The sequence below is a fragment of the Dyella sp. M7H15-1 genome (assembly GCF_004114615.1).
Classification (GTDB): domain Bacteria; phylum Pseudomonadota; class Gammaproteobacteria; order Xanthomonadales; family Rhodanobacteraceae; genus Dyella_B.
The window spans coordinates 1,414,982-1,438,835 of record NZ_CP035300.1; the positions used below are offsets into that span (position 1 = coordinate 1,414,982).

At 59.9% G+C, this 23,854-nt stretch carries 21 protein-coding genes; 13 read left to right on the forward strand and 8 right to left on the reverse strand.

From position 1 onward, the window contains the following. The first annotated feature begins 3 nt into the window (after window positions 1-3). The 3 genes from EO087_RS06770 to EO087_RS06780 are packed head-to-tail and all read left to right on the forward strand — an operon-like array spanning window position 4 to window position 2,197. Window positions 4-378, forward strand: a complete 375-nt coding sequence (locus tag EO087_RS06770; protein ID WP_128898199.1) for a GntR family transcriptional regulator — start codon at window positions 4-6, stop codon at window positions 376-378. Further along, window positions 375-1,232, forward strand: a complete 858-nt coding sequence (locus EO087_RS06775; protein ID WP_128898200.1) for an ABC transporter ATP-binding protein — start codon at window positions 375-377, stop codon at window positions 1,230-1,232. Before EO087_RS06770 ends, EO087_RS06775 begins: the two co-directional genes overlap by 4 nt. Continuing rightward, the gene (locus EO087_RS06780) at window positions 1,229-2,197 is read left to right on the forward strand and encodes an ABC-2 transporter permease (protein ID WP_128898201.1); all 969 of its coding nucleotides are present in this window, start codon (window positions 1,229-1,231) and stop codon (window positions 2,195-2,197) included. The genes EO087_RS06775 and EO087_RS06780 overlap by 4 nt, the downstream gene beginning before the upstream one ends. Before the next feature lie 61 nt (window positions 2,198-2,258). Here EO087_RS06780 and EO087_RS06785 read toward each other — a convergent pair whose 3' ends face one another. Beyond that, window positions 2,259-3,653 (reverse strand): class II fumarate hydratase, encoded by a 1,395-nt coding sequence (locus EO087_RS06785; RefSeq protein WP_128898202.1) that lies wholly within the window; start codon window positions 3,651-3,653, stop codon window positions 2,259-2,261. A gap of 449 nt (window positions 3,654-4,102) precedes the next feature. On the opposite strand from EO087_RS06785, the gene purB reads away from it, so the two are divergent. The 7 genes from purB (at window position 4,103) to EO087_RS06820 (ending at window position 11,350) form a co-directional block, all read left to right on the forward strand. Next, on the forward strand, window positions 4,103-5,470 hold the full coding sequence (purB, locus tag EO087_RS06790) for an adenylosuccinate lyase (protein ID WP_128898203.1): 1,368 nt from the start codon (window positions 4,103-4,105) through the stop codon (window positions 5,468-5,470). Window positions 5,471-5,537: 67 nt separating this feature from the next. After that, window positions 5,538-6,287: a sulfite exporter TauE/SafE family protein gene (locus tag EO087_RS06795; protein ID WP_128898204.1), complete on the forward strand. Its 750-nt coding sequence runs from the start codon at window positions 5,538-5,540 to the stop codon at window positions 6,285-6,287. Window positions 6,288-6,339: 52 nt separating this feature from the next. Next, on the forward strand, window positions 6,340-7,551 hold the full coding sequence (locus EO087_RS06800) for a cupin domain-containing protein (RefSeq protein ID WP_128898205.1): 1,212 nt from the start codon (window positions 6,340-6,342) through the stop codon (window positions 7,549-7,551). Then, a complete protein-coding gene (locus tag EO087_RS06805) occupies window positions 7,548-7,754 on the forward strand; it encodes a hypothetical protein (RefSeq protein WP_128898206.1) in 207 nt (68 codons plus the stop codon). The genes EO087_RS06800 and EO087_RS06805 overlap by 4 nt, the downstream gene beginning before the upstream one ends. Next, window positions 7,751-8,581: an undecaprenyl-diphosphate phosphatase gene (locus EO087_RS06810; RefSeq protein ID WP_128898207.1), complete on the forward strand. Its 831-nt coding sequence runs from the start codon at window positions 7,751-7,753 to the stop codon at window positions 8,579-8,581. The genes EO087_RS06805 and EO087_RS06810 overlap by 4 nt, the downstream gene beginning before the upstream one ends. Before the next feature lie 243 nt (window positions 8,582-8,824). Continuing rightward, window positions 8,825-9,898, forward strand: a complete 1,074-nt coding sequence (locus EO087_RS06815; protein WP_240669181.1) for an alpha/beta fold hydrolase — start codon at window positions 8,825-8,827, stop codon at window positions 9,896-9,898. Between the two features lie 129 nt (window positions 9,899-10,027). Further along, a complete protein-coding gene (locus tag EO087_RS06820; RefSeq protein ID WP_164931790.1) occupies window positions 10,028-11,350 on the forward strand; it encodes a cytochrome P450 in 1,323 nt (440 codons plus the stop codon). A 38-nt stretch (window positions 11,351-11,388) separates the two neighbouring features. Here EO087_RS06820 and def read toward each other — a convergent pair whose 3' ends face one another. Beyond that, window positions 11,389-11,928, reverse strand: coding sequence for a peptide deformylase (gene def / locus EO087_RS06825; protein WP_128898210.1), 540 nt, complete (start codon window positions 11,926-11,928; stop codon window positions 11,389-11,391). 334 nt (window positions 11,929-12,262) lie between these two features. Here def and EO087_RS06830 point away from each other — a divergent pair, with 334 nt between their 5' ends. From EO087_RS06830 to EO087_RS06840, 3 genes are all read left to right on the forward strand, one after another. After that, a complete protein-coding gene (locus EO087_RS06830; RefSeq protein WP_128898211.1) occupies window positions 12,263-14,344 on the forward strand; it encodes a carbon starvation CstA family protein in 2,082 nt (693 codons plus the stop codon). After that, window positions 14,341-14,535, forward strand: coding sequence for a CstA-like transporter-associated (seleno)protein (locus EO087_RS06835; RefSeq protein ID WP_128898212.1), 195 nt, complete (start codon window positions 14,341-14,343; stop codon window positions 14,533-14,535). Before EO087_RS06830 ends, EO087_RS06835 begins: the two co-directional genes overlap by 4 nt. 121 nt (window positions 14,536-14,656) lie before the next feature. Further along, window positions 14,657-15,160: a DUF2127 domain-containing protein gene (locus tag EO087_RS06840; RefSeq protein ID WP_128898213.1), complete on the forward strand. Its 504-nt coding sequence runs from the start codon at window positions 14,657-14,659 to the stop codon at window positions 15,158-15,160. A gap of 319 nt (window positions 15,161-15,479) precedes the next feature. Here the strand turns inward: EO087_RS06840 and EO087_RS06845 are convergent, their stop codons facing one another. The 6 genes from EO087_RS06845 to EO087_RS06870 form a co-directional block, all read right to left on the reverse strand. Next, window positions 15,480-16,388 (reverse strand): DMT family transporter, encoded by a 909-nt coding sequence (locus tag EO087_RS06845; protein ID WP_128898214.1) that lies wholly within the window; start codon window positions 16,386-16,388, stop codon window positions 15,480-15,482. Next, entirely contained in the window at window positions 16,385-17,257 is an 873-nt protein-coding gene (locus tag EO087_RS06850) for a glycosyltransferase family 2 protein (RefSeq protein ID WP_128898215.1), read from the reverse strand. The genes EO087_RS06845 and EO087_RS06850 overlap by 4 nt, the downstream gene beginning before the upstream one ends. A gap of 227 nt (window positions 17,258-17,484) precedes the next feature. Next, entirely contained in the window at window positions 17,485-18,273 is a 789-nt protein-coding gene (locus EO087_RS06855; protein ID WP_128898216.1) for a hypothetical protein, read from the reverse strand. Beyond that, window positions 18,231-22,091, reverse strand: coding sequence for a phosphoribosylformylglycinamidine synthase (gene purL / locus EO087_RS06860; RefSeq protein ID WP_128898217.1), 3,861 nt, complete (start codon window positions 22,089-22,091; stop codon window positions 18,231-18,233). Before purL ends, EO087_RS06855 begins: the two co-directional genes overlap by 43 nt. An 81-nt stretch (window positions 22,092-22,172) precedes the next feature. Beyond that, complete coding sequence (locus tag EO087_RS06865) at window positions 22,173-23,036, reverse strand: DNA ligase (protein ID WP_128898218.1); 864 nt, start codon at window positions 23,034-23,036, stop codon at window positions 22,173-22,175. 26 nt (window positions 23,037-23,062) lie between these two features. Beyond that, window positions 23,063-23,848: a DsbC family protein gene (locus tag EO087_RS06870; protein WP_128898219.1), complete on the reverse strand. Its 786-nt coding sequence runs from the start codon at window positions 23,846-23,848 to the stop codon at window positions 23,063-23,065. Window positions 23,849-23,854 lie beyond the last annotated feature (6 nt).

Here is a 23,854-nt window from a genome sequence, read left to right on the forward strand (position 1 = left end):
TCCATGTCCATCACCTGGAACGACAGCGTCCCGATCTATCGTCAATTACGCGAACGCGTGGTGGCGATGATCCTGGACGGCGCCTTGAACGAGGGCGACCCGCTGCCGTCAGTGCGCCAGGTGGCCGCGGACTTCCAGATCAATCCGCTCACCGTATCCAAGGCGTACCAGGAACTGGTCGACGATCAACTTGTGGAAAAAAGGAGGGGGCTTGGCATGTTCGTTACCGATGGAGCCCGCGAGGCCCTGCTCAAGTCCGAGCGCGAGCGCTTTTTGCGCGAAGAATGGCCGGCACTGTATGCACGTCTGCAACGCCTTGGCCTGAATCTGAAAACCCTGATGCGCGAAGCGCCGCAGGATCCGGAGAACCCATCATGAATGCTGTCGTCACCGCCAGCGGCCTTAGCAAGCGTTACAAGAATGCGATCGCTCTGGATAACGTCAGTTTCGAGATTCAGCCCGGCCGCATCGTCGGCCTGATCGGCCCGAACGGCGCCGGCAAAACCACCGCTTTGAAGGCAATGCTTGGCCTGACTGATTTCCAGGGCCAGCTCAATGTACTGGGGCTGGATCCGCGCACCCAGCGCGACAGGTTGATGGAACAGGTGTGCTTTATCGCCGATGTCGCCGTGTTGCCGCGCTGGATTCGCGTGCGTGAGGCGGTCGACTTTGTCACCAACATCCATCCGCGTTTCAATCGCGCGAAGTGCGAGACCTTTCTCGCTCGCACCAAACTCACGCCTGATCAACGTGTACGGCAGATGTCCAAGGGCATGATCGTGCAGTTGCATCTGGCACTGGTGATGGCCATCGACGCCAGGATCCTGGTGTTGGACGAACCCACATTGGGTCTGGACATCCTGTATCGCAAACAGTTCTACCAAAGCTTGCTGGAAGAATATTTCGACGATAACAAGACCATTATTGTCACCACTCACCAGGTCGAAGAGATCGAACATATTCTCACCGACCTCATGTTCATACGCGACGGAAAGATTGTGCTGGATACGGATATGGATGCTGTCGGTGAGCGATTTGCCGAAGTCATGGTCAGCGCCGACATGACCGCGACCGCACGTCAGTTGAAACCCTTGGACGAACGCCAGGTATTCGGCAAGAGCATCTTCCTGTTCGACGGTGTCGAACGCGCACGACTGGAAACGCTCGGTGAAATCCGCCGTCCTTCGGTCAGTGACCTGTTCGTCGCCACCATGAAGGGGACTTACGCATGAAAACCGTGTACTGGCTGATCAAGCGCGAATTCTGGGAACATCGCGGCGGCTTTTTCTGGGCCCCGGTGATCACTGGCGGCGTGTTCCTGCTTTTGAACATCATGGGCATCATCGGCGGCGAAGTTTTCGGAGCCCATCACGGCCCCGTCTTCGGCGACTCCAACGATCCCAACAGCCTTGCCTTCATGGTCCGCTCGCTGGATGCCCACCAGATGCAAATGGTTGGATCGGGCCTAGACCTGGCCATGCTTTCGGCCAGCTTCCTGATCAGTGTCGTCTTCTGCTTCGTGGTGTTTTTCTACTGCCTCGGCGCGTTGTATGACGACCGTCGCGACCACAGCATCCTGTTTTGGAAATCCTTGCCGATTTCAAACACCGCCACGGTCGCATCCAAAGTCATCGCTGCCATCGTGGCGGCACCGATCATCGCCATCGTTTGCGGCGTGCTGACCGGCATTGCGATGCTACTGCTGTTTGCCTTGACCTTGTCGCTGCATGGTATCGGCGTCTGGTCTGTGCTGATGTTGGCCCATCCCTTCCAGGTCGTTGGCTTCCTGATCGGTTCGCTGCCTATCTATGTGATGTGGGCGCTACCGACAGTAGGTTGGCTGATGCTGTGCTCGGCCTGGGCCAAGAGCAAGCCTTTCCTGTGGGCGGTGGTGATTCCAGTTGCATTGGGCGTCATCCTCGGCTGGTTCCATCTGCTTGGCATCACTACGCTGAAAACGGATTGGTACTGGAACAAGATCCTGACACGCCTGCTGTTCAGCGTGTTTCCAGGCGGCTGGTTCAAGGAAGCCGGTGTGGATCAGTTGGATCACAATCCTCAGGCCATTGGCAACTTCCTTACCCTGTCCCATGCCTACGGGGTGCTGAGCAAACCCGACATCTGGATTGGCGCAACGGCCGGCATCGCAATGCTTGCCCTGGCCATCTGGTTCCGCCGCTGGCGCGACGATAGCTGAAACGACATAAGCACTGGCAATGTCAGTGATGGCAAGAACGATACCAACGTGCGGCACGACGTCAGCCACCACCGCTACCGCCGTGGATGCCACCCTTGGTCAGCGCACGTGGATCAAGCAGTTTCTTCAGTTCAACTTCGGAAAGCCCGGATTTCTCGAGCGCCACATCCAACACCGAGCGCTTTTCCTTGTAAGCCTGCTTGGCGATCGCCGCACCTTTTTCGTAGCCGATCACCGGATTCAACGCCGTTACCAGAATCGGATTCATCGCCAGCGCCTGATCCACACGCTCGGTATTGACGCGGAAACCGGCGATCGCCTTGTCCGCCAGCAAACGCGACACGCTGGCGAGGATATGAATCGACTGCAGCAGGTTGTAGGCGATCAGCGGCAGCATGACGTTGAGCTGGAAGTTGCCGGATTGTCCTGCAATGGTCATCGCTGCATCGTTGCCGATCACTTGCGCGGCTACCATCGCAGTTGCCTCTGGAATCACCGGATTCACCTTGCCAGGCATGATCGACGAACCCGGCTGGAGTGCCGGCAATTCGATTTCGCCCAAACCAGCGAGCGGGCCGGAATTCATCCAGCGCAAGTCATTGGCGATTTTCATCAACCCCACGGCCAGCGCCTTGAGCTGACCAGAAAGCTCCACCGCGGCATCCTGCGCTGCCATGCCTTCGAAGTAATTGCCGGCTGAATCAAAACGCACACCGGTGAGTTTTTTCAGTTCGCGCGCAACCGCCTTGCCGAATTTCGGATCAGCGTTGATGCCGGTACCTACCGCAGTGCCCCCCAAGGGCAACTGCCGCATGCGCTTCAGGCTATCCTCGATGCGATCGATCGCCGATTCGATCTGCGCCGACCAACCCGACAACTCCTGCCCGAACGTTATCGGCATCGCATCCATTAAATGCGTGCGCCCGGTCTTTGGCACATTGCGCAATTGCTGTGCACGGCGGTCGATAGTGCGCTTGAGGTGTTTTAGCGCTGGCAATAACTCTTCATGCGCGGTCAGCGTTGCACTCACATGGATGGCAGTGGGAATCACGTCATTGGAACTCTGCCCGTAATTCACGTGATCGTTCGGATGCACCTTGTTAGCGGACTTGGCTGCAAGATGCGCGATCACCTCATTGGCATTCATATGGGTGCTGGTGCCTGAGCCGGTCTGGAACACATCAATCGGGAACTGCGCATCGAACTGACCTTCTGCCACGGCCAGGGCAGCCTTGCGGATCGCGGTGGCCTGGCCCTTCTTCAGATGCCCCAGTGCAAGATTGGCTTCGGCCGCGGCGGCCTTGATCAATCCCAGTGCCCGGATAAAGGATCGCGGCAAGTGTAGGCCGGAGATGGGAAAATTATCGATCGCGCGCTGCGTCTGTGCGCCATACAGGGCATCGGCAGGCACTTTTAATTCGCCCATGCTGTCGCGCTCGATACGAAAACCGCTCATGGCTATGCCTCGTACTGGGGAAACGTCACGTGAAATGTGGAGCTCGCAACGACATAACAAGCCCGCCGGCACGTCTTGGGACCCTCTGATTTATTCCTACGCACCCGGCATGACGTCCAGAAGGCCCGCAGGCTGTGTTGCGCGGCGCAGGGCAGACTGGCCGTCTGTTCAAGCCGCGTGGCACAGCCTGCGGGCCTTCTGGACGTCACCCCGACCCTTAAAATCAGCATGTTGGGGCCGCACTGTATGCTCGCCTCGCTGCGACCCAACGTCTCGACAGACAGCCAGTCTGCCTTCGCCGTTGGGTCGCAGCGAGGCGAGCATACAGTGCGGTGACGGGTACGTAGAAATAAATCAGACGGTCCCTTGTGCCACCCGACTATAAGCCGGCCGACGTAAACCCGCCGGCAATGTAAGATGCCTGATTCTGATCCCTCGGAAGCTGCGCGATGTCCACCCATGCCCTCACCGCCCTGTCCCCGCTGGACGGTCGATACACTAGCAAGACCGAAGCGTTGCGCCCCATCTTCAGTGAATTCGGACTGATGCATCGCCGCGTGCAGGTGGAGATCGAATGGCTACTGGCCCTGGCCGCCGAAGCCGGCATTGCCGAGCTACCCGCCTTTACCCCGACGCAGATCGCCAAGCTGAAGACAATTGCCGCCGATTTCAGCGTCGAGGATGGCGCCCGCATCAAAACGATCGAAGCCACCACCCATCATGACGTGAAAGCGGTGGAGTACTTCATCAAGGAGCGCATCGGCAACGACGAATCCCTGGCGCAGGCCAAGGAATTCGTGCACTTCGCCTGCACTAGCGAAGACATCAACAATCTTTCCTATGCACTGATGCTGCGCGATGCACGCGCCCACGTGTTGCTGCCCTGGCTGGACAAGATCATCGCCAAGCTACGCGAGCTGTCACACGCTAACGCTGACCTGCCAATGTTATCGCGCACACACGGCCAGACCGCGTCGCCCAGTACCCTTGGCAAGGAACTGGCCAACGTGGTCGCGCGCCTGGAGCGCCAGCGCAAGCAGCTGGCCGCGGTGGAAGTGCCTGGCAAGATCAACGGGGCGGTGGGCAACTACAATGCGCACGCCATTACCCATCCGGCATTGGATTGGTGCGCGTTCTCGCAGCGTTTCGTCAGCGGCCTTGGCCTTGATTACAATCCGTATACCACGCAGATCGAACCGCACGATGGCGTTGCGGAATACTGCGATGTTGTACGTCGCGCTAATACGATCATGATCGACCTGGCACGTGACATATGGGGTTATATCTCGCTGGGCTACTTCAAGCAGGCGCTGAAAGCCGGTGAAGTGGGCTCCTCGACCATGCCGCACAAGGTCAATCCGATCGATTTCGAAAATGCAGAGGGCAACTTCGGCCTGGCCAACGCACTGCTCTGCCATTTCGCCGAAAAGCTGCCGATCAGCCGCTGGCAGCGCGATTTGACCGACTCCACCGTATTACGCGCACTCGGCACGGCCTTCGGTCACACACTGGTCGCGCTGGAATCGCTGCAAAAGGGCTTGGGCAAGCTCAACGTCAATGCCAACCGCCTTGCCGCCGACCTTGACGCAAGTTGGGAAGTGCTGGCCGAGGCGGTGCAAACGGTCATGCGCCGCTATGGCCTCCCCGAACCCTACGAACAGTTGAAGGCCCTGACCCGCGGCCAGAGCATCACGCGCGAATCGATACGTGAGTTCATCGGCAACCTCGCCCTACCGCATGATGCCAAGCAACGCCTGCTTGACCTGACGCCAGGCACCTACATCGGCCTCGCCGCGAATCTGGCAAAGACGATCTGATCCACCGGACCGGACAAATCAGGGCGGCATTTGTCATGATGCCCACTGCCCGGTTTGAACGAGCATCATGGCGCCACTTTCCGAATTCCTGATTTTCACCGGCATCGGTGCGCTCGCCCAACTGGTGGATGGCGCGCTGGGCATGGCGTATGGCGTTACCTCGGCCGGCATGTTGCTGGGGATGGGTATGCCGCCTGCGCTAGCGAGCGCCAGCGTGCACTACGCGGAAACGTTCACGTGCGGCGCATCCGGCCTGAGTCACTGGTGGGCCGGCAACGTGCAGAAACGCTTGTTCTGGGTATTGGTCATTCCCGGTGTGATCGGCGCCATCCTCGGCGCCACCCTGCTGGCTCATCTGCCACCTACCTGGATTCGATATTTCCTAACGCCCTACCTGCTGTTCATGGGGCTGTTCCTGCTGTTTCGTACGACCCGCCGCAAGGAGCGGCGCAAAGACATACCGCGCGGTACCGGCGTACTGGGTTTCGTGGCCGGGGTGCTCGACGCGGCAGGCGGCGGCGGATGGAGCGCGCTGACGGTCACCACCATGGTGGCGCGTGGGCAGGAACCACGCATGGTGATCGGCAGCGTGCACTTGGCCAAATGCGTGGTGAGTCTTGCTGCCAGCATCGCCTTCCTGCTGAGCATCGGCGAAAGCAAGCTGCACGTCGTGCTTGGGCTGATTCTGGGCGGCGTCATTGCCGCTCCGTTCGGTGCTTGGCTGGTGCGCCGGTTGCCGCCGCGAGTCTCGACCTTGCTGGCCGGTCTGACCGTCATGGCACTGGGTGTGTACAACGCCTATCACCTGTTGCGCTAGGACCTGTTTACCCAAGGCGCAAAGCACGCGGACACGCTTACAATGCCGTCCCATGACTCTTACACATCCATCCCGCAAACCCTTGCCCATCGAAGTGCGCGGCACTGCGAAACTGCCGTTCGGCATGTCCGCCGCGCAATTCCTGCGTGACTATTGGCAAAAGCACCCGTTGCTGATTCGCAACGCTTTTTCTGATTTTCAGTCTCCGGTTACGCCGGAAGACCTCGCCGGTCTGGCCTGCGAAGAAAGCGCCTTGTCGCGTCTGATCCAACACGATGAAGACCGCGAACGCTGGCGCGTGAAAACCGGCCCCTTGAGCGAAAGCGATTTTGCCAAGACGGGCGACGCGAACTGGACCTTGCTGGTGCAGGATGTCGACAAGTGGGATATGGACGTAGCCGCGCTGCTCGACCATTTCCGCTTTCTGCCAAGCTGGCGCGTGGACGATGTGATGATCTCCTACGCCGAACCGGGCGGCGGTGTCGGTGCACACGTCGATCAGTACGATGTGTTTCTGCTGCAGGGGTTGGGGCAGCGCTACTGGGCTATCAGCACCGATCCGAATGCGCCGAAAGATTTCCGCAGCGATGTGGAGCTGAAGCAGCTCCAACACTTCGAACCCACACACAAATGGTTGCTGGATCCCGGCGACATGCTGTATCTGCCGCCCGGCATACCCCACGATGGCGTGGCGTTCGGTGGCCCCTGCATGACTTACTCGGTGGGCATGCGTGCGCCATCACAAGGCGAACTGGTCGGCGATCTTGCCGACTACCTGGCCGAACACCTAACTGAAGACCAGCGCTTCACCGACCCGAACCTTGTGCCCGCCAAGCACCCGGGTGAAATCGACAAGGCTGCGCTAACCCGGGTGCGGGAAGCGGTACCTCTCGCAACCGCGTTGGACGAGGTGACGCTGATCGACTGGTTCGGCCGCTTCATCACCCGTTACCGCAGCGCGCAGACCCCGCTTGCGCTGAGCAAGCCGCTGACCGAAGCGGCGCTGATGAAACAACTCAACGGCGGGGCATCGCTGCTGCGCCATCCGTGGTCGCGCATGGCCTGGGCCCGGCATCGTTCGCGTTGCACCTTGTTCGCCAACGGCCATGCCTACCCTGCCACGATGGAATCGGCTACCCAGCTTTGCGACCAACGTATGTTGTCGCCACCGCACACCTTCAGCACCATCGAACGCGAGTTGATCCTGGCCCTGGTCAATGACGGCTATCTGATTCCTCGCAAACCGCGCGGACGCCACGCATGAACACGACATCCTCCACCCCAGACAACGGCATTCGTGCGATCGAAGGCCGCGAAGAATTCGCAACCGCGCGGCAACAACTGCTGACCGCCACCCACTACAAGTTGGCGATCTACCTGCCAACGCTGCTTGCGGATGTGCTCAGCAGTCCCGTCGAACTGGCAGAACTGCGCCGTATCGTGACTTTGAGAAGGATGAACGCGTGAGCTTGTGGTTTCTGATTTTCCTGAGCGTACTGCAGGGCGTCACCGAACTCTTTCCAGTCAGCAGCCTTGGCCATACCTTGCTGATCCCGGCGCTGTTCGGCATGCACATCGACAAGCACGCACCGCAGCTCATCCCCTTTCTGGTCGCCCTGCACCTAGGTACGGCGCTGGCGCTGCTAGGTTATTTCCGCAAGCGCTGGATCGCCCTGATCCGTGGCTTAGTCACCTCTCTGGGTGGCCATCACAGTGATGATGGCCACATGATGTGGGCGCTGATCATCGGCACGATTCCAGCCGGCCTGGTGGGTGTGCTGCTGGAGAAGAAACTGGAACTGGTGTTCAAGGACCTGCGCATGGTCGCCATGGCGCTGATCGCCAATGGCGTGCTGCTGTGGCTGGGCGATCGCCTCGAGCGATCGCGTGCACACAAACCGCCGGAAAAGCTCAGTTTTCGCCAGGCGTTTTTGGTCGGCCTGGCACAGGTCGGTGCACTGATTCCAGGTTTTTCGCGCAGCGGCCTCACCATGATCGCCGGTTCGGCCACCGGACTCGACAAGGAAAAGGCAGCGGAATTTTCCTTCCTGCTCGGCACACCGATCATTCTCGCCGCCGGCCTGCTTGAAATCCCCAAGCTGTTCAAGGCGCCGGAGCAACTGGCCGATGCGTTCCTCGGCGGTGTGCTCACGGCGATAGCGGCGTGGCTCAGCCTGCGCTTCCTGATGCGCTACTTCGAAGGCCGCGGGCGGTTGGCGTCGTTCGGTACGTACTGCGTGATGGCCGGCGCGGTATTCCTGGGCTGGTTCTTGTTGCACCCACAACCAGTGTAACGGCGAATCATTATTTGATCCCGCAGGTCATGTGGGCAGCGCCGCCGCCCGGCTTGCTGGCAATTTGTGAAACCCATCTCAGAAATCACTGCCTGAAGAGCGAAGGCTGTCTTTTTTACGAATTCGACGAGTGGACTTCACTGTCTACTTCCCGCATGAGGCTTTAAAGACGCAAGTAACTCAGATAGCCATTCTGGCTGCCAAATGGACCTGCCATGGGTCCGGGAGGTTATCTTCGTGGATATGGAAAATCTTGCATGCGAGCCCAACACGGAGCTTGCAACACGGCTGCACCAGCTGAGTTTCAGCGAGCGCAGAAGCGTCCTCACCGAACATATTGCCAACGAAATAACCCGGCTGGCCAATGCCGAAAGTCCAATGCCGTTGCCCAACACCCGGCTTATCGATACCGGGCTCGACTCACTCAGCGGTATGCAACTTATCGGCCACATTGAACGCCATTTCGGTGTAGCGATACCCATCACCATGTTGCTGGGCTCCGCCACGCTCAACGATCTGGTCGCGAAAGTGGAACAGTCATTCAATGATGATGCGATGGATGAAAGCGATGGCGATCTCGCTGTGCGCGCAGCCTATTCGCCGATGCATACACAAAGATCGCGGGCGTTTGCCTTGCGTGACTGGCAAGTATCAGCACCCCTTTTCCTGATTCCGGGTGCCAATGGCACTGCCTACTATTTGTCGTCATTGTGCAAGGCCCTCGACACGGATCGCGCCTGCATTGCCTTTCAGGCACCCGGTGTCGATGGCCTTGAACCGCCACTGGGTTCGATCGAGGAAATAGCGTGTCGCTATGCGGAGGAGATGCACGCGATCCAGCCCCATGGTCCTTATGCAATCGCCGGACACTCGTTCGGCGGCATCGTCGCCTATGAAGTGGCGCAACGATTGACCGAGCAAGGCGAGACGGTATTGCCACTGATCTTGCTGGATTCGGCGATCAGCGAATCCGAAGAAGGGGCCGATCAGAGCGACGAGACCATGGCGCTGTTCGAAGTGATCGGCGTGTATTGCCGCTTCTCCGAGCCACCGATGGAGCCGCCTTCGCCGAAAAAATTGACTCGGCTGCCTAGGGAGCAACAACGCCAGGCCTTGTGGACCTTGCTGAGTTCCAATCCGGCAGCAGCTCATGTTGTCACCGTCTATCGCAAGAGCTTTGCCGCTGTAACGCGCTATCGTCCACGGCATTACGCGGGCCCTGTCGTTCTGTTCCGTTCTATCGGAGGATTACCCGGTGAGGCGGTGCATCCCGAACGACGCGTCCGGCATCAGTTTGCCTCGCCTACGCTCGGGTGAGGTCAGCTTTGCCCGGCACTGCAGGTGATCGATGTACCCGGCGATCATTTCACGATGGTTATGCCACCACATGTGAGTGCGCTTGCGTCGACGATACAGCGCGTGCTGAATCACCCTGTGAGGATTCATGTGGGCCTCGATCGCCTGCGTCCCGCAACGAACACGCATACGATCGGTCGTGCGCTGGTGGTGGATACCAACGGCATCCATTTTGACCCGCAACATCCGGAAGTTCGCGAAGATCCTTACCCTTTCCTCCATCAGATTCGCGAACACTCGCCGATCTTCCGCAACGCCATCGACCAATGGTGGGTAACCCGTCATGCTGATGTTTCCACCGGCCTTCGCAACCGGCTGCTTTCCGTAGATCCCAGGCAGCTTGACTACAGCCGCGACATCAGTAGTGGGAGCGCGAAGCCCTCCGCACTGAGCAGTTGGTTTCGGCACCAGGCCAATTCGCCGCTGGCACATCTGTACAACCATTTTCTGCTGTTCCTCGATGCACCCCGGCACACCTTACTGCGCAAAGTTTTTTCCCCGCTGTTTTCCCAGGATATCATCCAGCATCTGACGCACTACATCGACGAACGTGTCACCACGTTGGTGGCGGATATGCGCAAGCAGCCAGCACCCGATCTTATGCGAGGCCTAGCACTGCCATTGCCGGTAAACGTGATCTCCAGGATTTATGGCGTGCCGCAGGAAGATGAACCTTTTGTGACCCAATGGGCCCGTGACCTGGGCATGGGACTGGATATGGGCATGTCTCATCAAGCCGTCAAGAAAGCCGAACAAAGTGCAGATGACTTCACACGTTACCTGCGCGAACACGTGGCGCGCCTCCACGACCCACGAACATCATCGCAACGTACCTCGCTGCTGAATGTCGATGACGTGATCCGTCAAGGCGTTACGCCGGACGAACTGATTGCACATATCGCCCTGTCCTACTTTGCCGGGTTCGAAACCACCACCAATACCATAGGCAATGGAACGCTGGCACTGTTGCGCAACCCGGATCAGTTTGCCGGCTTGAGAGCTGATCCAGCGCTTGCCGAAAACGCGGTGGATGAGCTACTTCGCTACGACTGCCCGGTGCTTTATGCCGTGCGTTTCGCGCTTGAAGATACCGAGATCGCGGGACAGGAAATTGCACGCGGAAGCTCCCTCATCTTCGCTCTCGCCGCCGCCAATCGCGATCCGGCGGCCTTTCCGGACCCGGATCGCCTGAACATCTCGCGTACTTCCGCCAAGCATCATGTGGCGTTTTCGCATGGAGCCCATTATTGCCTGGGCGCTGCGCTGGCATGCCTGGAACTGCAGCGCGTATTCCTAGCCCTGACGAGAGAAAACTTCGCGCTGGTTCCGGGAGGGCTTGCGTGGAGAAACTCTCTCAGCTTCCGCGGACTCGATCAGTTTCGGATTGCCTGGCCATCAAACCCGACGACGTAGTCGTTTTTTATGGAACCCACGAATCCTATTCGCTCGAATCATTCGTCAGCCATGGGATCCATGTCGGGAAACAGCACTTCGGTAAAACCGAACTTGGTGAAGTCAGTCATGCGCGACGGATACAAGCGCCCAATCAGGTGATCGCATTCATGCTGCACGACGCGCGCATGAAAACCCTCGGCGCGACGATCGATACGCTCGCCCTTGGGATCGACGCCTTCGTAGCGGATCAACGAATAACGATTCACGGCGCCGCGTAGCCCAGGAACGGACAAGCAACCTTCCCAGCCCTCCTCCATGTCCTGTGACAGTGGCGTAATGACCGGATTGAGAAGAACGGTTTGCGGTATCGGCGGTGCGTCGGGATAGCGCTCGGAGCTATCGAAGCCGAAGATCACCAGTTGCAGATCCACGCCGATCTGCGGCGCGGCGAGACCGACACCACCGGCGTCGTGCATGGTGTCGAACATGTCGGCAATCAGCGCGTCGAGTTCGGCACTGCCGATCATCGCATCGGGCACGGGCGGTGCAACGCGTAGCAAACGCGGATCGCCCATCTTCAAAATCTCGTGAATCATGCCAACCTCACGCAGGCGGAACCCTGTAGCTAACTGTGGACGGCGGGTAATGAACTCAAGCCGTCCGTGTCCTTTGTAAAGGAGGTGCCAGGCATGTGCAATGCTTCATCTATCATGGCGATGTTGTCATCAGGCGGTGGCCGACGCATACACCGAAACCGAGGTGCAACCAGCCGACGCCAAGCTGGCGCAACCGCTATTGACCCCTTGCCGCCGACAGGACGACTCTTAGCACCCATCCAAGCCTTCGCGCGGCCAAATATGCCGCCGAGGCGCAGCAAGGCGCGCGACGGAATGGAGTCGGCGCTGTCATTGATCGATCCGGAGACCGTCCATGGGAAGCATCGCAACAAAGCCGGCCGGTGTGGCAGGCAAGGTCGTCTGGGCGATCATCGCCCTCGTCGGCGCCGCCTGCCTGGGAGTGATCGCGCTGCGCCGCGACGAACCGATCAATGCCATCTGGCTGGTGGCGGCAGCGATTGCCGTGTTCCTGATCGGTTACCGCTTCTACGGCCGGTTTATCGAGCTGCGGGTGTTGCAGATGGACCCTGGCCGCGCGCCTCCCTCGATGTTGCGCAATGACGGACTGGACTACGTGCCGACCGACAAGTGGGTGGTGTTCGGCCACCATTTCGCCGCGATCGCCGGGGCCGGACCGCTGGTGGGGCCGGTGCTGGCAGCACAGATGGGCTATCTGCCGGGTACATTGTGGATCCTGTTCGGCGTGGTGCTGGGCGGCGCCGTGCAGGATTTCATGGTGCTGGGCTTGTCGGTCCGGCGTGATGCCCGCTCGCTGGGGCATATGCTGCGCGAGGAGCTGGGGCCGTTTGCCGGCGTGGTCGCCATGTTCGGCCTGCTAGCCCTGATGATGATCGTACTGGCGGTGCTGGCACTGGTGGTGGTGAAAGCACTGACACACAGTCCGTGGGGCACGTTCTCGGTGGCGTGCACGATCCCGATCGCGCTGCTGATGGGTATCTACCTGCGTTGGCTGCGGCCTGGACGCATTCTGGAAGTGTCGCTAATCGGCCTGGTGCTGCTGGCGTCCATTGCCTATGGTGCACACGTCGCGGCCACGCCAAGCCTCGCTGCCCTGTTCGACTTCGATGCGAAATCGCTAGCCTGGTTGCTGATCGGTTATGGTTTCTTTGCTTCGGTGCTGCCGGTGTGGCTGCTGCTCGCGCCGCGCGATTACCTGTCCACCTTCCTGAAAATCGGCACGATCGTGCTGCTGGCGATGGCGATCCTGTTTGCAGCGCCGGATCTGCGGATGCCCGCCGTATCGCGCTTTATCGACGGTACCGGCCCGGTGTTCCAGGGGCAGTTGTTCCCCTTCCTGTTCATTACCATCGCCTGTGGCGCGGTATCGGGCTGGCATTCGATCATTGCTTCGGGCACCACGCCCAAGCTCCTCTCCAACGAGGGCGAAGCGCGCATGGTTGGCTACGGCGGCATGCTGATGGAAGCCTTCGTCGCGATCATGGCGCTGATTGCCGCCGCTTCGCTGCATCCTGGGGTGTACTTCGCGATGAACTCGCCCTCCGCGCTCATCGGCAATACGGTGGAGCACGCCGCAGCTACCATCAGCCAGTGGGGTTTTGCTGTGACGCCGAATGACCTGTCACGTACCGCGCACGACATCGGGGAAACAAGCATCCTGAGCCGCACCGGCGGTGCGCCGACACTGGCCGTGGGCATGGCGCAATTGCTGCACAGCATTCTTCCGGGCGAACGGATGATGGCGTTCTGGTATCACTATGCCATTCTGTTCGAAGCGCTGTTTATCCTGACCACGGTGGATGCCGGCACGCGCGTGGGCCGCTTCATGATCCAGGAGATTGCGGGACTGGTGCACAAGCCGCTGAAAAGCACGGAGTCTTGGATCGGCAACGTGCTAGCCACGTCGATCTGCGTTGGCCTGTGGGGTTATTTCCTTTACCAGGGCGCTGTCGATCCGCTGGGCGGCATCAATACCTTGTGGCCGTTGTTCGGCATCGCCAACCAGATGCTCGCGGCGATCGCCCTGATGCTGGCGACCGTGGTGACAGTCAAGCTAAAGCGCGAACGCTATGTATGGGTGCCCGGTATTCCCGCGTTGTGGCTGGTGATTTGCACGCTTACCGCCGGCTGGGAAAAATTGTCGGGCCCGATCAGCTTTACCCATGCTTCGCAGGTCTACACCCAAGCCATGCAGGCAGGCACGCTGATGGGGCCGGCCAAGAATCTGGCGGAGATGCAACGCATCATCACCAACAACAGCGTGGATGCCACGCTCACCGCGGTATTCATGCTGCTGGTGTTGACGATGTGTGGCTTCAGCCTCTACGCCATCATGCAAGCCTGGCGCAGCCACCTACCCACGGCCCATGAAGCACCGCGCGTGGCGTTGGCGTCCGTGGTAGGACAAAGATCATGAAGACAGCACTTTCGGCTTGGTGGCATCGTCTGGTGCAAGCCGCGCGGCTGAGTTGTGGCGTTCCGGACTATGACGTCTATGTGGCCCACCTTCGCACGTATCACCCCGAACGCCGGATTCCAACCTACGCCGAATTCTTTCGGGAACGGCAGTCGGCCCGCTACAAAGGTACCGGCGGGCGCTGTTGCTGAACACCCGCTACAACCCAAACGTGGAAACACCGGACGATGCCCGTATCCAGAGCATGGCGCCTTTCTGTCATCCCCGCCGGTTAAACTACGATCTTTTAACGCAAGCCCGTGCCCGATCACCATGTCCCCAGGCAACCACCGCATCACCCAACCCACCTCCGAAATCGAAGCCAGCCATAGCCTTGGCTTGCGCGTGATCGCGATCTACAAGGCGGTCAAGACCGTCTGCTTGATCATCGTGGCCATCGTGGCGTTTGGCCTGCATCAGGAAAAGAATTTCGATCATCTGGTGCATGCGCTGGAACATCTGTCGCTGACCGACAGCAACGGCTTGCGCTGGCAACTGGTGCAACGGCTGGAAGAGATGGGGCCTGGCAAGTTCGTCGCCATCGGTATCGTGGCGTTGGCATATGCCGCCATCTTCGCCACCGAAGGCACGGGCTTGTGGTTGCGCAAGCATTGGGCGGAATGGTTCACCGTGATCGCCACCGGCTCGCTGATTCCGTTTGAAATCTACGAAATGTTCCACAAGTTCAACCTGCTGAAACTGGCTGCGTTGCTCGCCAATGTGGCGATTGTGATTTATCTGGTTCGGCTTGCGATGCAACCGCATGCGCGTTCTTAAGGCAACGCTGAATAAGTATCGCCGTCGTCACCAGCCCTGTCTGTCCGCAGGCCATAGGTCTGACGGCGAAGGCAGACTGGCTGTCTGTCGAGGCAACGGGCCGAAGGAATGCGAACAGACAGGGCTGGCCCCAACGTATTGAATTTAAAATGATGGGGTGACACCTGGAAGGCCCGCAGGGTGTGCCACGCGGCTTGGCAAGACGGGGCCAGTCTTCCCTGCGCCACGCAACACACCCTGCGGGCCTTCCAGGTGTCATGACGACGGCGATACTTATTCAGCGTTGCCTTAAGGCACTTAACCCGAGCAATCCAGCAACTCACACCTCGTGATGGATGGCTTCGGCAGGCAGATTCTCTTTATCCCCACGGCGCGGCACGAGTTCGACCAGATACATCGCCCCCAGCACCAGCCCACCACCCACCAACATGCGCCAGGTCAATGCATCCGCGCCCAGCGCAACGGCAAAACCTGCCGCGAAAACAGGCTCGGTGGTCATCACTATCGCGGCGCGCGTAGCGGGAAGGTGCGCTTGTGCCCAGGTTTGCATCAGCATCGCGCCGGCACCCGCCACCAGCGCCATGTAGAGCGTGGCAAGCCACGCACGAGGGTCGGGCGGCAACATCGGGCCGCCGTGACCAGCCGTGGCCAGCAGGCATATCAGGGCAATCGCCAGCATTTGGACGGCTGAAAAACCGAAGGCTTCATCAGCCCGCGACCAGGAGCCCAGCGCAACGATATGCAAACCGTACAGCAGCGCCGAAAGCAGGGTCAGCCACACGCCCTTATCTACGGAAAAATCATTCAACGACAACAATGCCAGCCCCAAGGTTGCCAGGCCAACAGCCAACCACACAGCAAGCGGTGTCCGCTGTCGCAACAGCACGGCGGCGAGGATCGGCGTAAACACCACGTACATGCCGGTGACGAAACCGCTGACGCTGGGCGAGATCAGCGCCAGTCCCCATGTCTGCAGTAATTGTCCGCAACCATAGATCACACCCAGCAGCACACCGCGCCATAACTGCCTGCGTTCTAGACGCGCCACGTGGCGATGAAAAAGCACAAACATCGCGATGGCCGCAAGAATGAAGCGCACAGCCAGAAAATCCGCAACGGGCATGCGATCCACCACGTCCTTGATCAGGACAAAAGTGGAGCCCCACACCGCCGTCATGGCCAGCAGACCGATGGTCGCCAGCACACTGATGCGCGAGGCGACACTCATCGTGTCATCAGCCCGCGCCACTGGCCGGGAATCTTGAGCAGAAAGTGCGCCCATATTCCCAACCAGACCATGGTTGCAAGATGTGGTTTGTGTGCTGCCGGATCGAACTTGCGAAACCAACGCCACATGCCGCGATGCTTGTAATAGCTGACAAACACCGGACGATGCCGGCTCGATCCACCTTTGCCGTGCAACACGCGCACATCGCCGGCCAACAGCACGCGCCAGCCGGCATCACGCACGCGGCGGCAAAAATCGAGGTCTTCGCAATGCAGGAAGTATTGTTCGTCGAATCCGTTCAACCATTCGAAGACACGGCGTGGCATCAACATCACCGCGCCCGACACGGCCTCGGCTTCCACCAGGTGATCGGGCATTTGGCCTGTGACGTTCACGCCCTCGGCGTTACGCTTGAACATCGTTGCCAAGGCACGCTGCATGATGGGGTCGCGCCGATAGGAGGCCGGATCCGGCACGCCCCGCGCGTCGCATACCACGGCACCGACCAGACCGGCCTTTTGTTCAGTGTTCGCCACGTCGAGCAGGCGCTGCAAGGCAGCTTGCTCCAGCAGGCAATCGGGATTGAGGATCAGGAAAACCTGTCCACGTGCCTGCGCCGCCGCGCGATTGATGGCCGGCCCAAAGCCCAGGTTGGCGCGATTGTAGATCACCTTCAGGCGTGAATCGTTTTCACGCGCACGTGCAATCGCCTGCGGAATACCGTCAGAGGATGCGTTATCGATCAGTAGCAATTCGAGCGGCGTGGTGCAGGCGAACACACTGTTGACGCAGTCACGCAGACTTGGACCGCTGTCGGCGGACACGACGATGACACTGAGGATGACCGGTGTGGTATCGAGGGCTGGCATGATTGGGCGGTAATTCGGCTTATTGACCGTTTATTGCGTTCTGAGGGATGAGGAATGAGGGACGAGTAGTGAGGTAGTGAGGGCGCGAACTCAAACACTGGCTCGGAACTGCACGCTTGCACCCTCGCTACTTGCCCTTCATCCCTCTTTTAAAAGTATCGACTAAAAGTATCGACATCCGTTTGACCTGAATGGATCAGAGCATCCTTTAGAGAAGATCTTTCACTTCACAACTCCTCAAGCTGATCCTGCCCCAGCACGTGCGATAGCGCGAGTGGTGGCTGATCTTCACTGCAACTGAGCCACGCCTCACCGGCATGCCATCCGTATAGTTGCCAACCATGCAAGCGGTACTGCCGTTCGTTCGCTCGATCGTACAGCACCACACCTCGTCCGGATGTGATGGGCAACGCCAACCAACCCTGCCCCGGAGCGACGGCAAGCCGCGGCTCAATGTGATCAATCTGTGTGCACGCACCTATCCGGCAACTGCCCCCGTCGATCCATGCAACGTCGACAGATATGCCATCCCTGGCGCCATCAAGCTCCAGCCATATGGGTGCCTGCAGCTCAATGATGGCGACGGCCGGACCACTCGGTGACAGTGCCAATTCGCTCCATTCGGGTTCAGCCGCTGCGATGGCGGCGCTGCGCAATGGCTTGTGATCCTGCCAGGACTCCAGCAGCACCAGCAGCGAAAAACCGATCAGCGCCGCCAGCAGGGTCAGTGTGGGTGCCAGTTCATAACCTTGCAGGGCTCGATAAGCGGCAACCAGCAAGCCTGCAAGCCCCCAACGCAACGCCCGCCGAAGGGTCCTGTTGAAACGTTGCCATCGCGGCCACAGTGTGAGCTGTATCGCGACCAATCCCAGCAACAAAAGCAAATCGATCCACCACGGCATGCATGCAAGCAACAAAGCCCATGCGATGGCCAGCACCCAGGCTGGCCATCCGCGTCGCCGCAGGATGCGGTCTAGCCGCACCACACCCTTGCGTTGCGGAACATGCGCATCCACGGCGAATCCTCGCCCCAATGATCCGGATGCCAGCTCATCTGCGCCGTGCGGAACACGCGCTCCGGATGTGGCATCAGGATCGTTACACGGCCACCCGCAGCCGTGAAGCCGGCGAGGCCACCCGGCGAGCCGTTCGGGTTGAGCGGATAGTTTTCCGTCAGCTTGCCACGGTTGTCGACGAAGCGCACCGCACTGCCCGACTTGGCCGGGCTGCACGACGGCGAAAAATGCGCACGCCCCTCGCCATGCGCCACGACCACCGGAATGCGCGAACCGCTCATGCCCTTGAAAAAAAGGCTTGGTGAGTCGAGCACTTCCACCGTAGCCAGGCGTGCTTCATATTGCTCGGATGCATTGCGCAGAAACGTCGGCCAGTGCTGTGCGCCGGGGATGATGTCCTTGAGCTGGCTCAACATCTGGCAGCCGTTGCATACACCGAGGACAAACTTGCCGGGGTCGGCAAAGAACGCGGTGAACTTGGCACGCAACATGTCGTTGTAAAGGATCGACGCGGCCCAGCCGCGACCGGCACCAAGCACGTCACCGTAAGAGAACCCGCCGCACGCGGAGAAGCCACGGAAATCGCCGAGCTTGATGCGGCCGCTGGCGAGATCGGACATGTGTACATCCACCGCTTCGAAACCGGCGCGGGTAAACGCTGCCGCCATTTCGACCTGGCCATTCACACCCTGCTCACGCAGGATCGCCACACGCGGGCGTGCGGACGCATTCACATACGGCGCCGCAATGTCATGCGCCGGATCGAAGCTGAGCTTGGGGCTGACGCCCGCGTCGGCATCGTCAATGCGCCACGCCATTTCCGCATCGGCGCTGACCGGATTGTCACGCAGGCGCTGCATAGCGTGGCTAGTTTCATTCCACGCTTTGAAGAGTTGCGTCCAATTCCACTTGAACAGCGTCTCGCCATTGAGGAACAGCTTAATGCCAAGCTTCTCCTTCGGATGGCCGATACGGTTGCTCATGCCCGCCAAGCCATACTTCACCAGCAAGGCTTCGAAGGCTTCGCGATTGGCGGTGGCGACTTGCAGCACCGCACCCAGCTCTTCGCTGAACAATGCGCGCAACGTTGCCTCCGCCCAACCATCCAGGTTGATCTCCAGGCCACAGTGAGCGGCAAAGGCCATTTCCAGCAGGGTGACGATAACGCCGCCGTCGGAACGATCGTGGTACGCCAGCAGCAAGCCGCTGCGGTTCGCCTCCTGCACCAGATCGAACAGCGCCTTCAGACGCTTGGGGTCATCCAGATCCGGCGGCACGCCGCCCCCGCGGTTGAAAACCTGCATAAGGCACGAGCCGCCCAGGCGTGCACGGCCGGCACCCAGATCCACCAACCACAGATCAGAATCGCCACGATCAAGCCGCAATTGCGGCGTAAGGGTGCGGCGTACGTCGCTGACACGCGCAAAACCGGTGATGACCAACGATACCGGCGCAACCGTGCGCTGCGGCGTATCACCATCCGTCCACACGGTTTGCATGGACAACGAATCCTTGCCCACCGGAATGGAGATATCCAGCTCAGGGCACAGTTCCATGCCCACGGCTTTCACCGCATCAAACAATGCAGCGTCTTCGCCCGGATGATTGACTGCGGCCATCCAGTTGGCGGACAGGCGCACTTCGCCCAGATCATCGATCGGCGCGGCGGCGAGATTGGTGATGGCTTCGCCGACCACGAGACGCGCAGCACCGGCACTGTTGAGCAAGGCCACCGGCGCGCGTTCGGCCATCGCCATCGCTTCGCCTTGGTAGCCTTCGAAATCAAGCAAGGTGACTGCGCAATCAGCTACCGGCACCTGCCACGGACCGACCATCGGGTCGCGTGCGCAAAGGCCGCCAACGGTACGGTCGCCGATGGTGATGAGGAAGCTCTTGCTGCCCACGGTCGGCAGACGCAACACGCGCAGCAATGCTTCGTCCATCGCGATGCCATTGAGATCCGCCACCAGATCGACGCGCGGCTTGATGTGCTTGGCATCACGATGCATGCGCGGTGGTTTGCCGAACAGCACGTCCATCGGCAGGTCGATCACGGTGAGATGGCGGCGCGGATCGGCTACGTGCAACACGCGTTCCTGTGTCGCCGTACCTACGACGGCGTAAGGGCAGCGCTCGCGTTTACAGTACGCTTCGAATTCCGGCAGGTCCGTGGTGGCGATCGCCAGCACGTAGCGCTCTTGCGATTCGTTGCTCCACACCTGCATCGGTGACAGCGAGGGATCATCACAAGGTACTTTCGACAAGTCGATGTCGCCACCCACGCCGGCATCGTTGAGCAACTCGGGGATCGCGTTGGATATACCGCCTGCGCCCACGTCGTGGAGGCTCACGATGGGATTCTCGTCGCCGCGCGACCAGCAGGCATCGATGACCTGTTGACAACGACGTTCCATTTCGGCGTTGTCACGCTGCACGGAAGCAAAGTCGAGTTCGGCGCGGGATGCCCCGGAAGCGACCGAAGAAGCCGCACCACCACCCAGGCCGATCAACATCGCCGGACCACCCAGCACGATCACCGCATGACCGGGTTGCACTTGGTGCTTGTGCACATGCTGACGGCGAATATTGGCCAGGCCACCGGCGATCATGATCGGCTTGTCGTAACCGCGACGCACGCCGGCTTCGCCGGTTTCGTGTTCATAGGTACGAAAATAACCACCCAGGCATGGACGGCCGAATTCGTTATTGAACGCTGCGGCGCCGAGCGGACCGTCGCGCATGATTTCAAAGGCACTTGCCATGCGCGGCGGCAACGGACGCTCCACTTCCCAGGGGCGCGGAAATCCTGGAATGCGCAGGTCTGACACCGAGAAACCGGTGAGACCCGCCTTAGGCTTGGCGCCACGACCCGTTGCCCCTTCATCGCGGATTTCACCACCAGCCCCGGTAGCGGCGCCTGGCCACGGCGCAATCGCCGTGGGATGGTTGTGCGTTTCCACCTTGATCGCGTAGTCGATGCGCTCTTTGCTCGCACACCACACGCCATCGGTACCACTGACGAAACGCTTGCCGGCGTTGCCCTCGATCACCGCCGCGTTGTCCTTGTAGGCGGATAGCGTATGCGCTGGCGAGCACTGATGCGTGTTCTTGATCATGGCGAACAGGCTCTTGTCCTGCGCTTGGCCATCGAGTGTCCAGCTCGCGTTGAACACCTTGTGACGACAATGCTCGGAGTTGGCCTGCGCGAACATGAAGAGTTCGGCATCGGTGGGATCGCGTCCTAATTCTGCATAACGTGCGGCGAGGTATTCGATCTCGTCGTCCGCCAGTGCCAGGCCCAGTTCGGCATTCGCCTTGGTGAGGGCGGCGCGCGGGTCGCTACCCAACGCGATGTGCACCAGCGGCTCCGGCTGACCGGCCAGGAACAAGCCCTGTGCCTGATCGAGGCCGGTGAGCACCGATTGCGTCATCGCGTCGTGCAGTACGCCGAGCACATCGTTGTAGGCCGCATCACCCGAGGCCGGCAGCCCGCTTACCTGCCAGGCGGTGCCGCGCTCCACGCGACGCACATCGAAACCGGCGCCATGCAAGATGTCGGTGGCCTTGCTGGACCAGGGCGAGATCGTGCCCAGGCGCGGCACGACCCACAGCGAAGCGGGCTGGGGCTGGGCGTCTTTGGCTTCCAGGGCTTCGAGCAGACGGGCGCGCTGCTTGCCTTCGGGCACGACAGCGGCATCGATGAAGTAGACAAACCAGCACGCCTGTGCCTTGGCACCACGATGCAAGGCATCCAGGCGGGCGTTGAGACGTTCCAGGCGGAAAGGCGAGAGGGCGCTCTGCCCGTCGAGTGAGATCATGCGGGGAAAAGGCGCTAAGCGGCGGAGCGCCGTATTGTACCTGAGAGCCTGCCGAATATTCCTTCAGCGCCTGACAGGTCCTTACATCTCGTCCCGGACACGCATGAAACGGGCAAACCGAGGCTTACCACCTGATGTCATGCCCTGATATCGAAACGTCACCATGCTGCCGACAGGCGGTGGATCACGGCGCAGTTCGTCGCTCAAGCCAGTGCCAATGCGAAAACGCGTACCGTCAGGCAGCTCGACCAGCAAGGCGCCCATCATGCCGCTGTACTTGCCTTTACCAGGCGCATAGCCGACCACTTTTGCCTCGGCGTCGTCATACGGCTTGAGCTTGAGCAGATCACCATTGCGGCCGGCGTGGTAAAGCGAAACGCCACGATGCAGCACCAGGCCCTCGCCCCCGCCTTGCACGACTTCATCGAGGCGTTGTTTCAATTCGGCTTCATCCGCCACCTTGAATTGCTTTACGGCTTGCACCCACGACACACCGAGCGCTGCAACCGTTCGCTGAAGCACAGGGATACGCTGATCGAACGTTGCTGCCTGCCCAGGCATGTCGAACACCATGTAGCGAATATGGCGCCATGCTTCGTCGTCAGGTGAATCCTGACGGATCGTGGCCGAAGCCATATCGAACTGCTCACGCCCGGCCCAAAGTTCGCCGTCCAGAGGAGTTTTTGGCCAGTTCGCGATGAACCATGTCGGCGCATGGATAACGGCACCACTGCGGGTGAGAAGCTGTTTGCCATCCCAGTAGCCACGTACGCCATCGTATTTTTCGCTGACCCAGTAGTCGCTCAGGTTGATGCCGGAGTGGTAGACATTCGCCAGCATCACTGGCGATGGCGCGGGCGCCGCAGCGTGAGCCGGATAAAGGATTAGCCCGATAAGAAGTGGCAGAGCGCAAAGTGCGCCGACTCGTCGCGTTGTTTTATGCATGACACGTCCTTGTGCAACACGAGGGATCAACCACCCGAGATGGAATGCGCCTGTACCGCTTTGAGCATATCTGTCGGCGAAAGGTAACCGCCGATCTGGGTGCCATCCTCAGCGTAGACGGCTGGTGTGCCAGTAACGCCCAGTTTCAGGCCAAGGTGGAACTGGTCCTTGACCGGATTGGTGCACGTAGCCGACTTTGGCTCACGCCCCTTCTTCGCCGCTGTGAACGCATCGTTACGATCGGAAGCGCACCAGATCGAGACCATTTCGTTATATGACGCGGTGGGCTTGCCGTCATCGCCGGTTACACCGGTGCGCGGCCAGGCGAGATACTGCACGGCGATGCCTTCCTTGTTGAACGCCTCGATTTGTTCGTGCAGAACACGGCAATACGGACAGGTCACGTCGGTAAAAACCGTCACCGTATATTTAGGATTTTTCGGTGCGAATACGATGCGGTCAGCCACGGGAACCTTGGCCAGTTCGATCTTGCGATAACCGGCCCAGGCACTTTCCGTGAGGCTGGTGCCCTTGGTGGCGTCAATCAGGTCACCATTCATCACGTACTTGCCATCCGCGCTGACATAAACCAGATGGCCCGAGGCGATCACCTGATAAAAGCCTGACATGGGTGCGGGAACGACCGATTGAATCTGCGCCTTGGGCACCAGCCGCAGGATCGCCTGCCGTGCAATGTTTTCAGGCGTATTGGCCGCCGGTGGCGGTGTGGAAACCGTAGCCGCGGCCATGGCAAGGCCAACATGGATCGCAAGCACGCCAGTGCAGAGCATCAACCAGAACTTCTTCGACATCACAAC

Bases quoted from the DNA above. Each gene is read 5' to 3' on its own strand.
- EO087_RS06770 (WP_128898199.1), top strand. From the start codon at position 4: ATGTCCATCACCTGGAACGACAGCGTCCCGATCTATCGTCAATTACGC.
- EO087_RS06775 (WP_128898200.1), top strand. From the start codon at position 375: ATGAATGCTGTCGTCACCGCCAGCGGCCTTAGCAAGCGTTACAAGAAT.
- EO087_RS06780 (WP_128898201.1), top strand. From the start codon at position 1,229: ATGAAAACCGTGTACTGGCTGATCAAGCGCGAATTCTGGGAACATCGC.
- EO087_RS06785 (WP_128898202.1), bottom strand. From the start codon at position 3,653: ATGAGCGGTTTTCGTATCGAGCGCGACAGCATGGGCGAATTAAAAGTG.
- purB (WP_128898203.1), top strand. From the start codon at position 4,103: ATGTCCACCCATGCCCTCACCGCCCTGTCCCCGCTGGACGGTCGATAC.
- EO087_RS06795 (WP_128898204.1), top strand. From the start codon at position 5,538: ATGGCGCCACTTTCCGAATTCCTGATTTTCACCGGCATCGGTGCGCTC.
- EO087_RS06800 (WP_128898205.1), top strand. From the start codon at position 6,340: ATGACTCTTACACATCCATCCCGCAAACCCTTGCCCATCGAAGTGCGC.
- EO087_RS06805 (WP_128898206.1), top strand. From the start codon at position 7,548: ATGAACACGACATCCTCCACCCCAGACAACGGCATTCGTGCGATCGAA.
- EO087_RS06815 (WP_240669181.1), top strand. From the start codon at position 8,825: ATGGAAAATCTTGCATGCGAGCCCAACACGGAGCTTGCAACACGGCTG.
- def (WP_128898210.1), bottom strand. From the start codon at position 11,928: ATGATTCACGAGATTTTGAAGATGGGCGATCCGCGTTTGCTACGCGTT.
- EO087_RS06830 (WP_128898211.1), top strand. From the start codon at position 12,263: ATGGGAAGCATCGCAACAAAGCCGGCCGGTGTGGCAGGCAAGGTCGTC.
- EO087_RS06835 (WP_128898212.1), top strand. From the start codon at position 14,341: ATGAAGACAGCACTTTCGGCTTGGTGGCATCGTCTGGTGCAAGCCGCG.
- EO087_RS06840 (WP_128898213.1), top strand. From the start codon at position 14,657: ATGTCCCCAGGCAACCACCGCATCACCCAACCCACCTCCGAAATCGAA.
- EO087_RS06845 (WP_128898214.1), bottom strand. From the start codon at position 16,388: ATGAGTGTCGCCTCGCGCATCAGTGTGCTGGCGACCATCGGTCTGCTG.
- EO087_RS06850 (WP_128898215.1), bottom strand. From the start codon at position 17,257: ATGCCAGCCCTCGATACCACACCGGTCATCCTCAGTGTCATCGTCGTG.
- purL (WP_128898217.1), bottom strand. From the start codon at position 22,091: ATGATCTCACTCGACGGGCAGAGCGCCCTCTCGCCTTTCCGCCTGGAA.
- EO087_RS06865 (WP_128898218.1), bottom strand. From the start codon at position 23,036: ATGCATAAAACAACGCGACGAGTCGGCGCACTTTGCGCTCTGCCACTT.
- EO087_RS06870 (WP_128898219.1), bottom strand. From the start codon at position 23,848: ATGTCGAAGAAGTTCTGGTTGATGCTCTGCACTGGCGTGCTTGCGATC.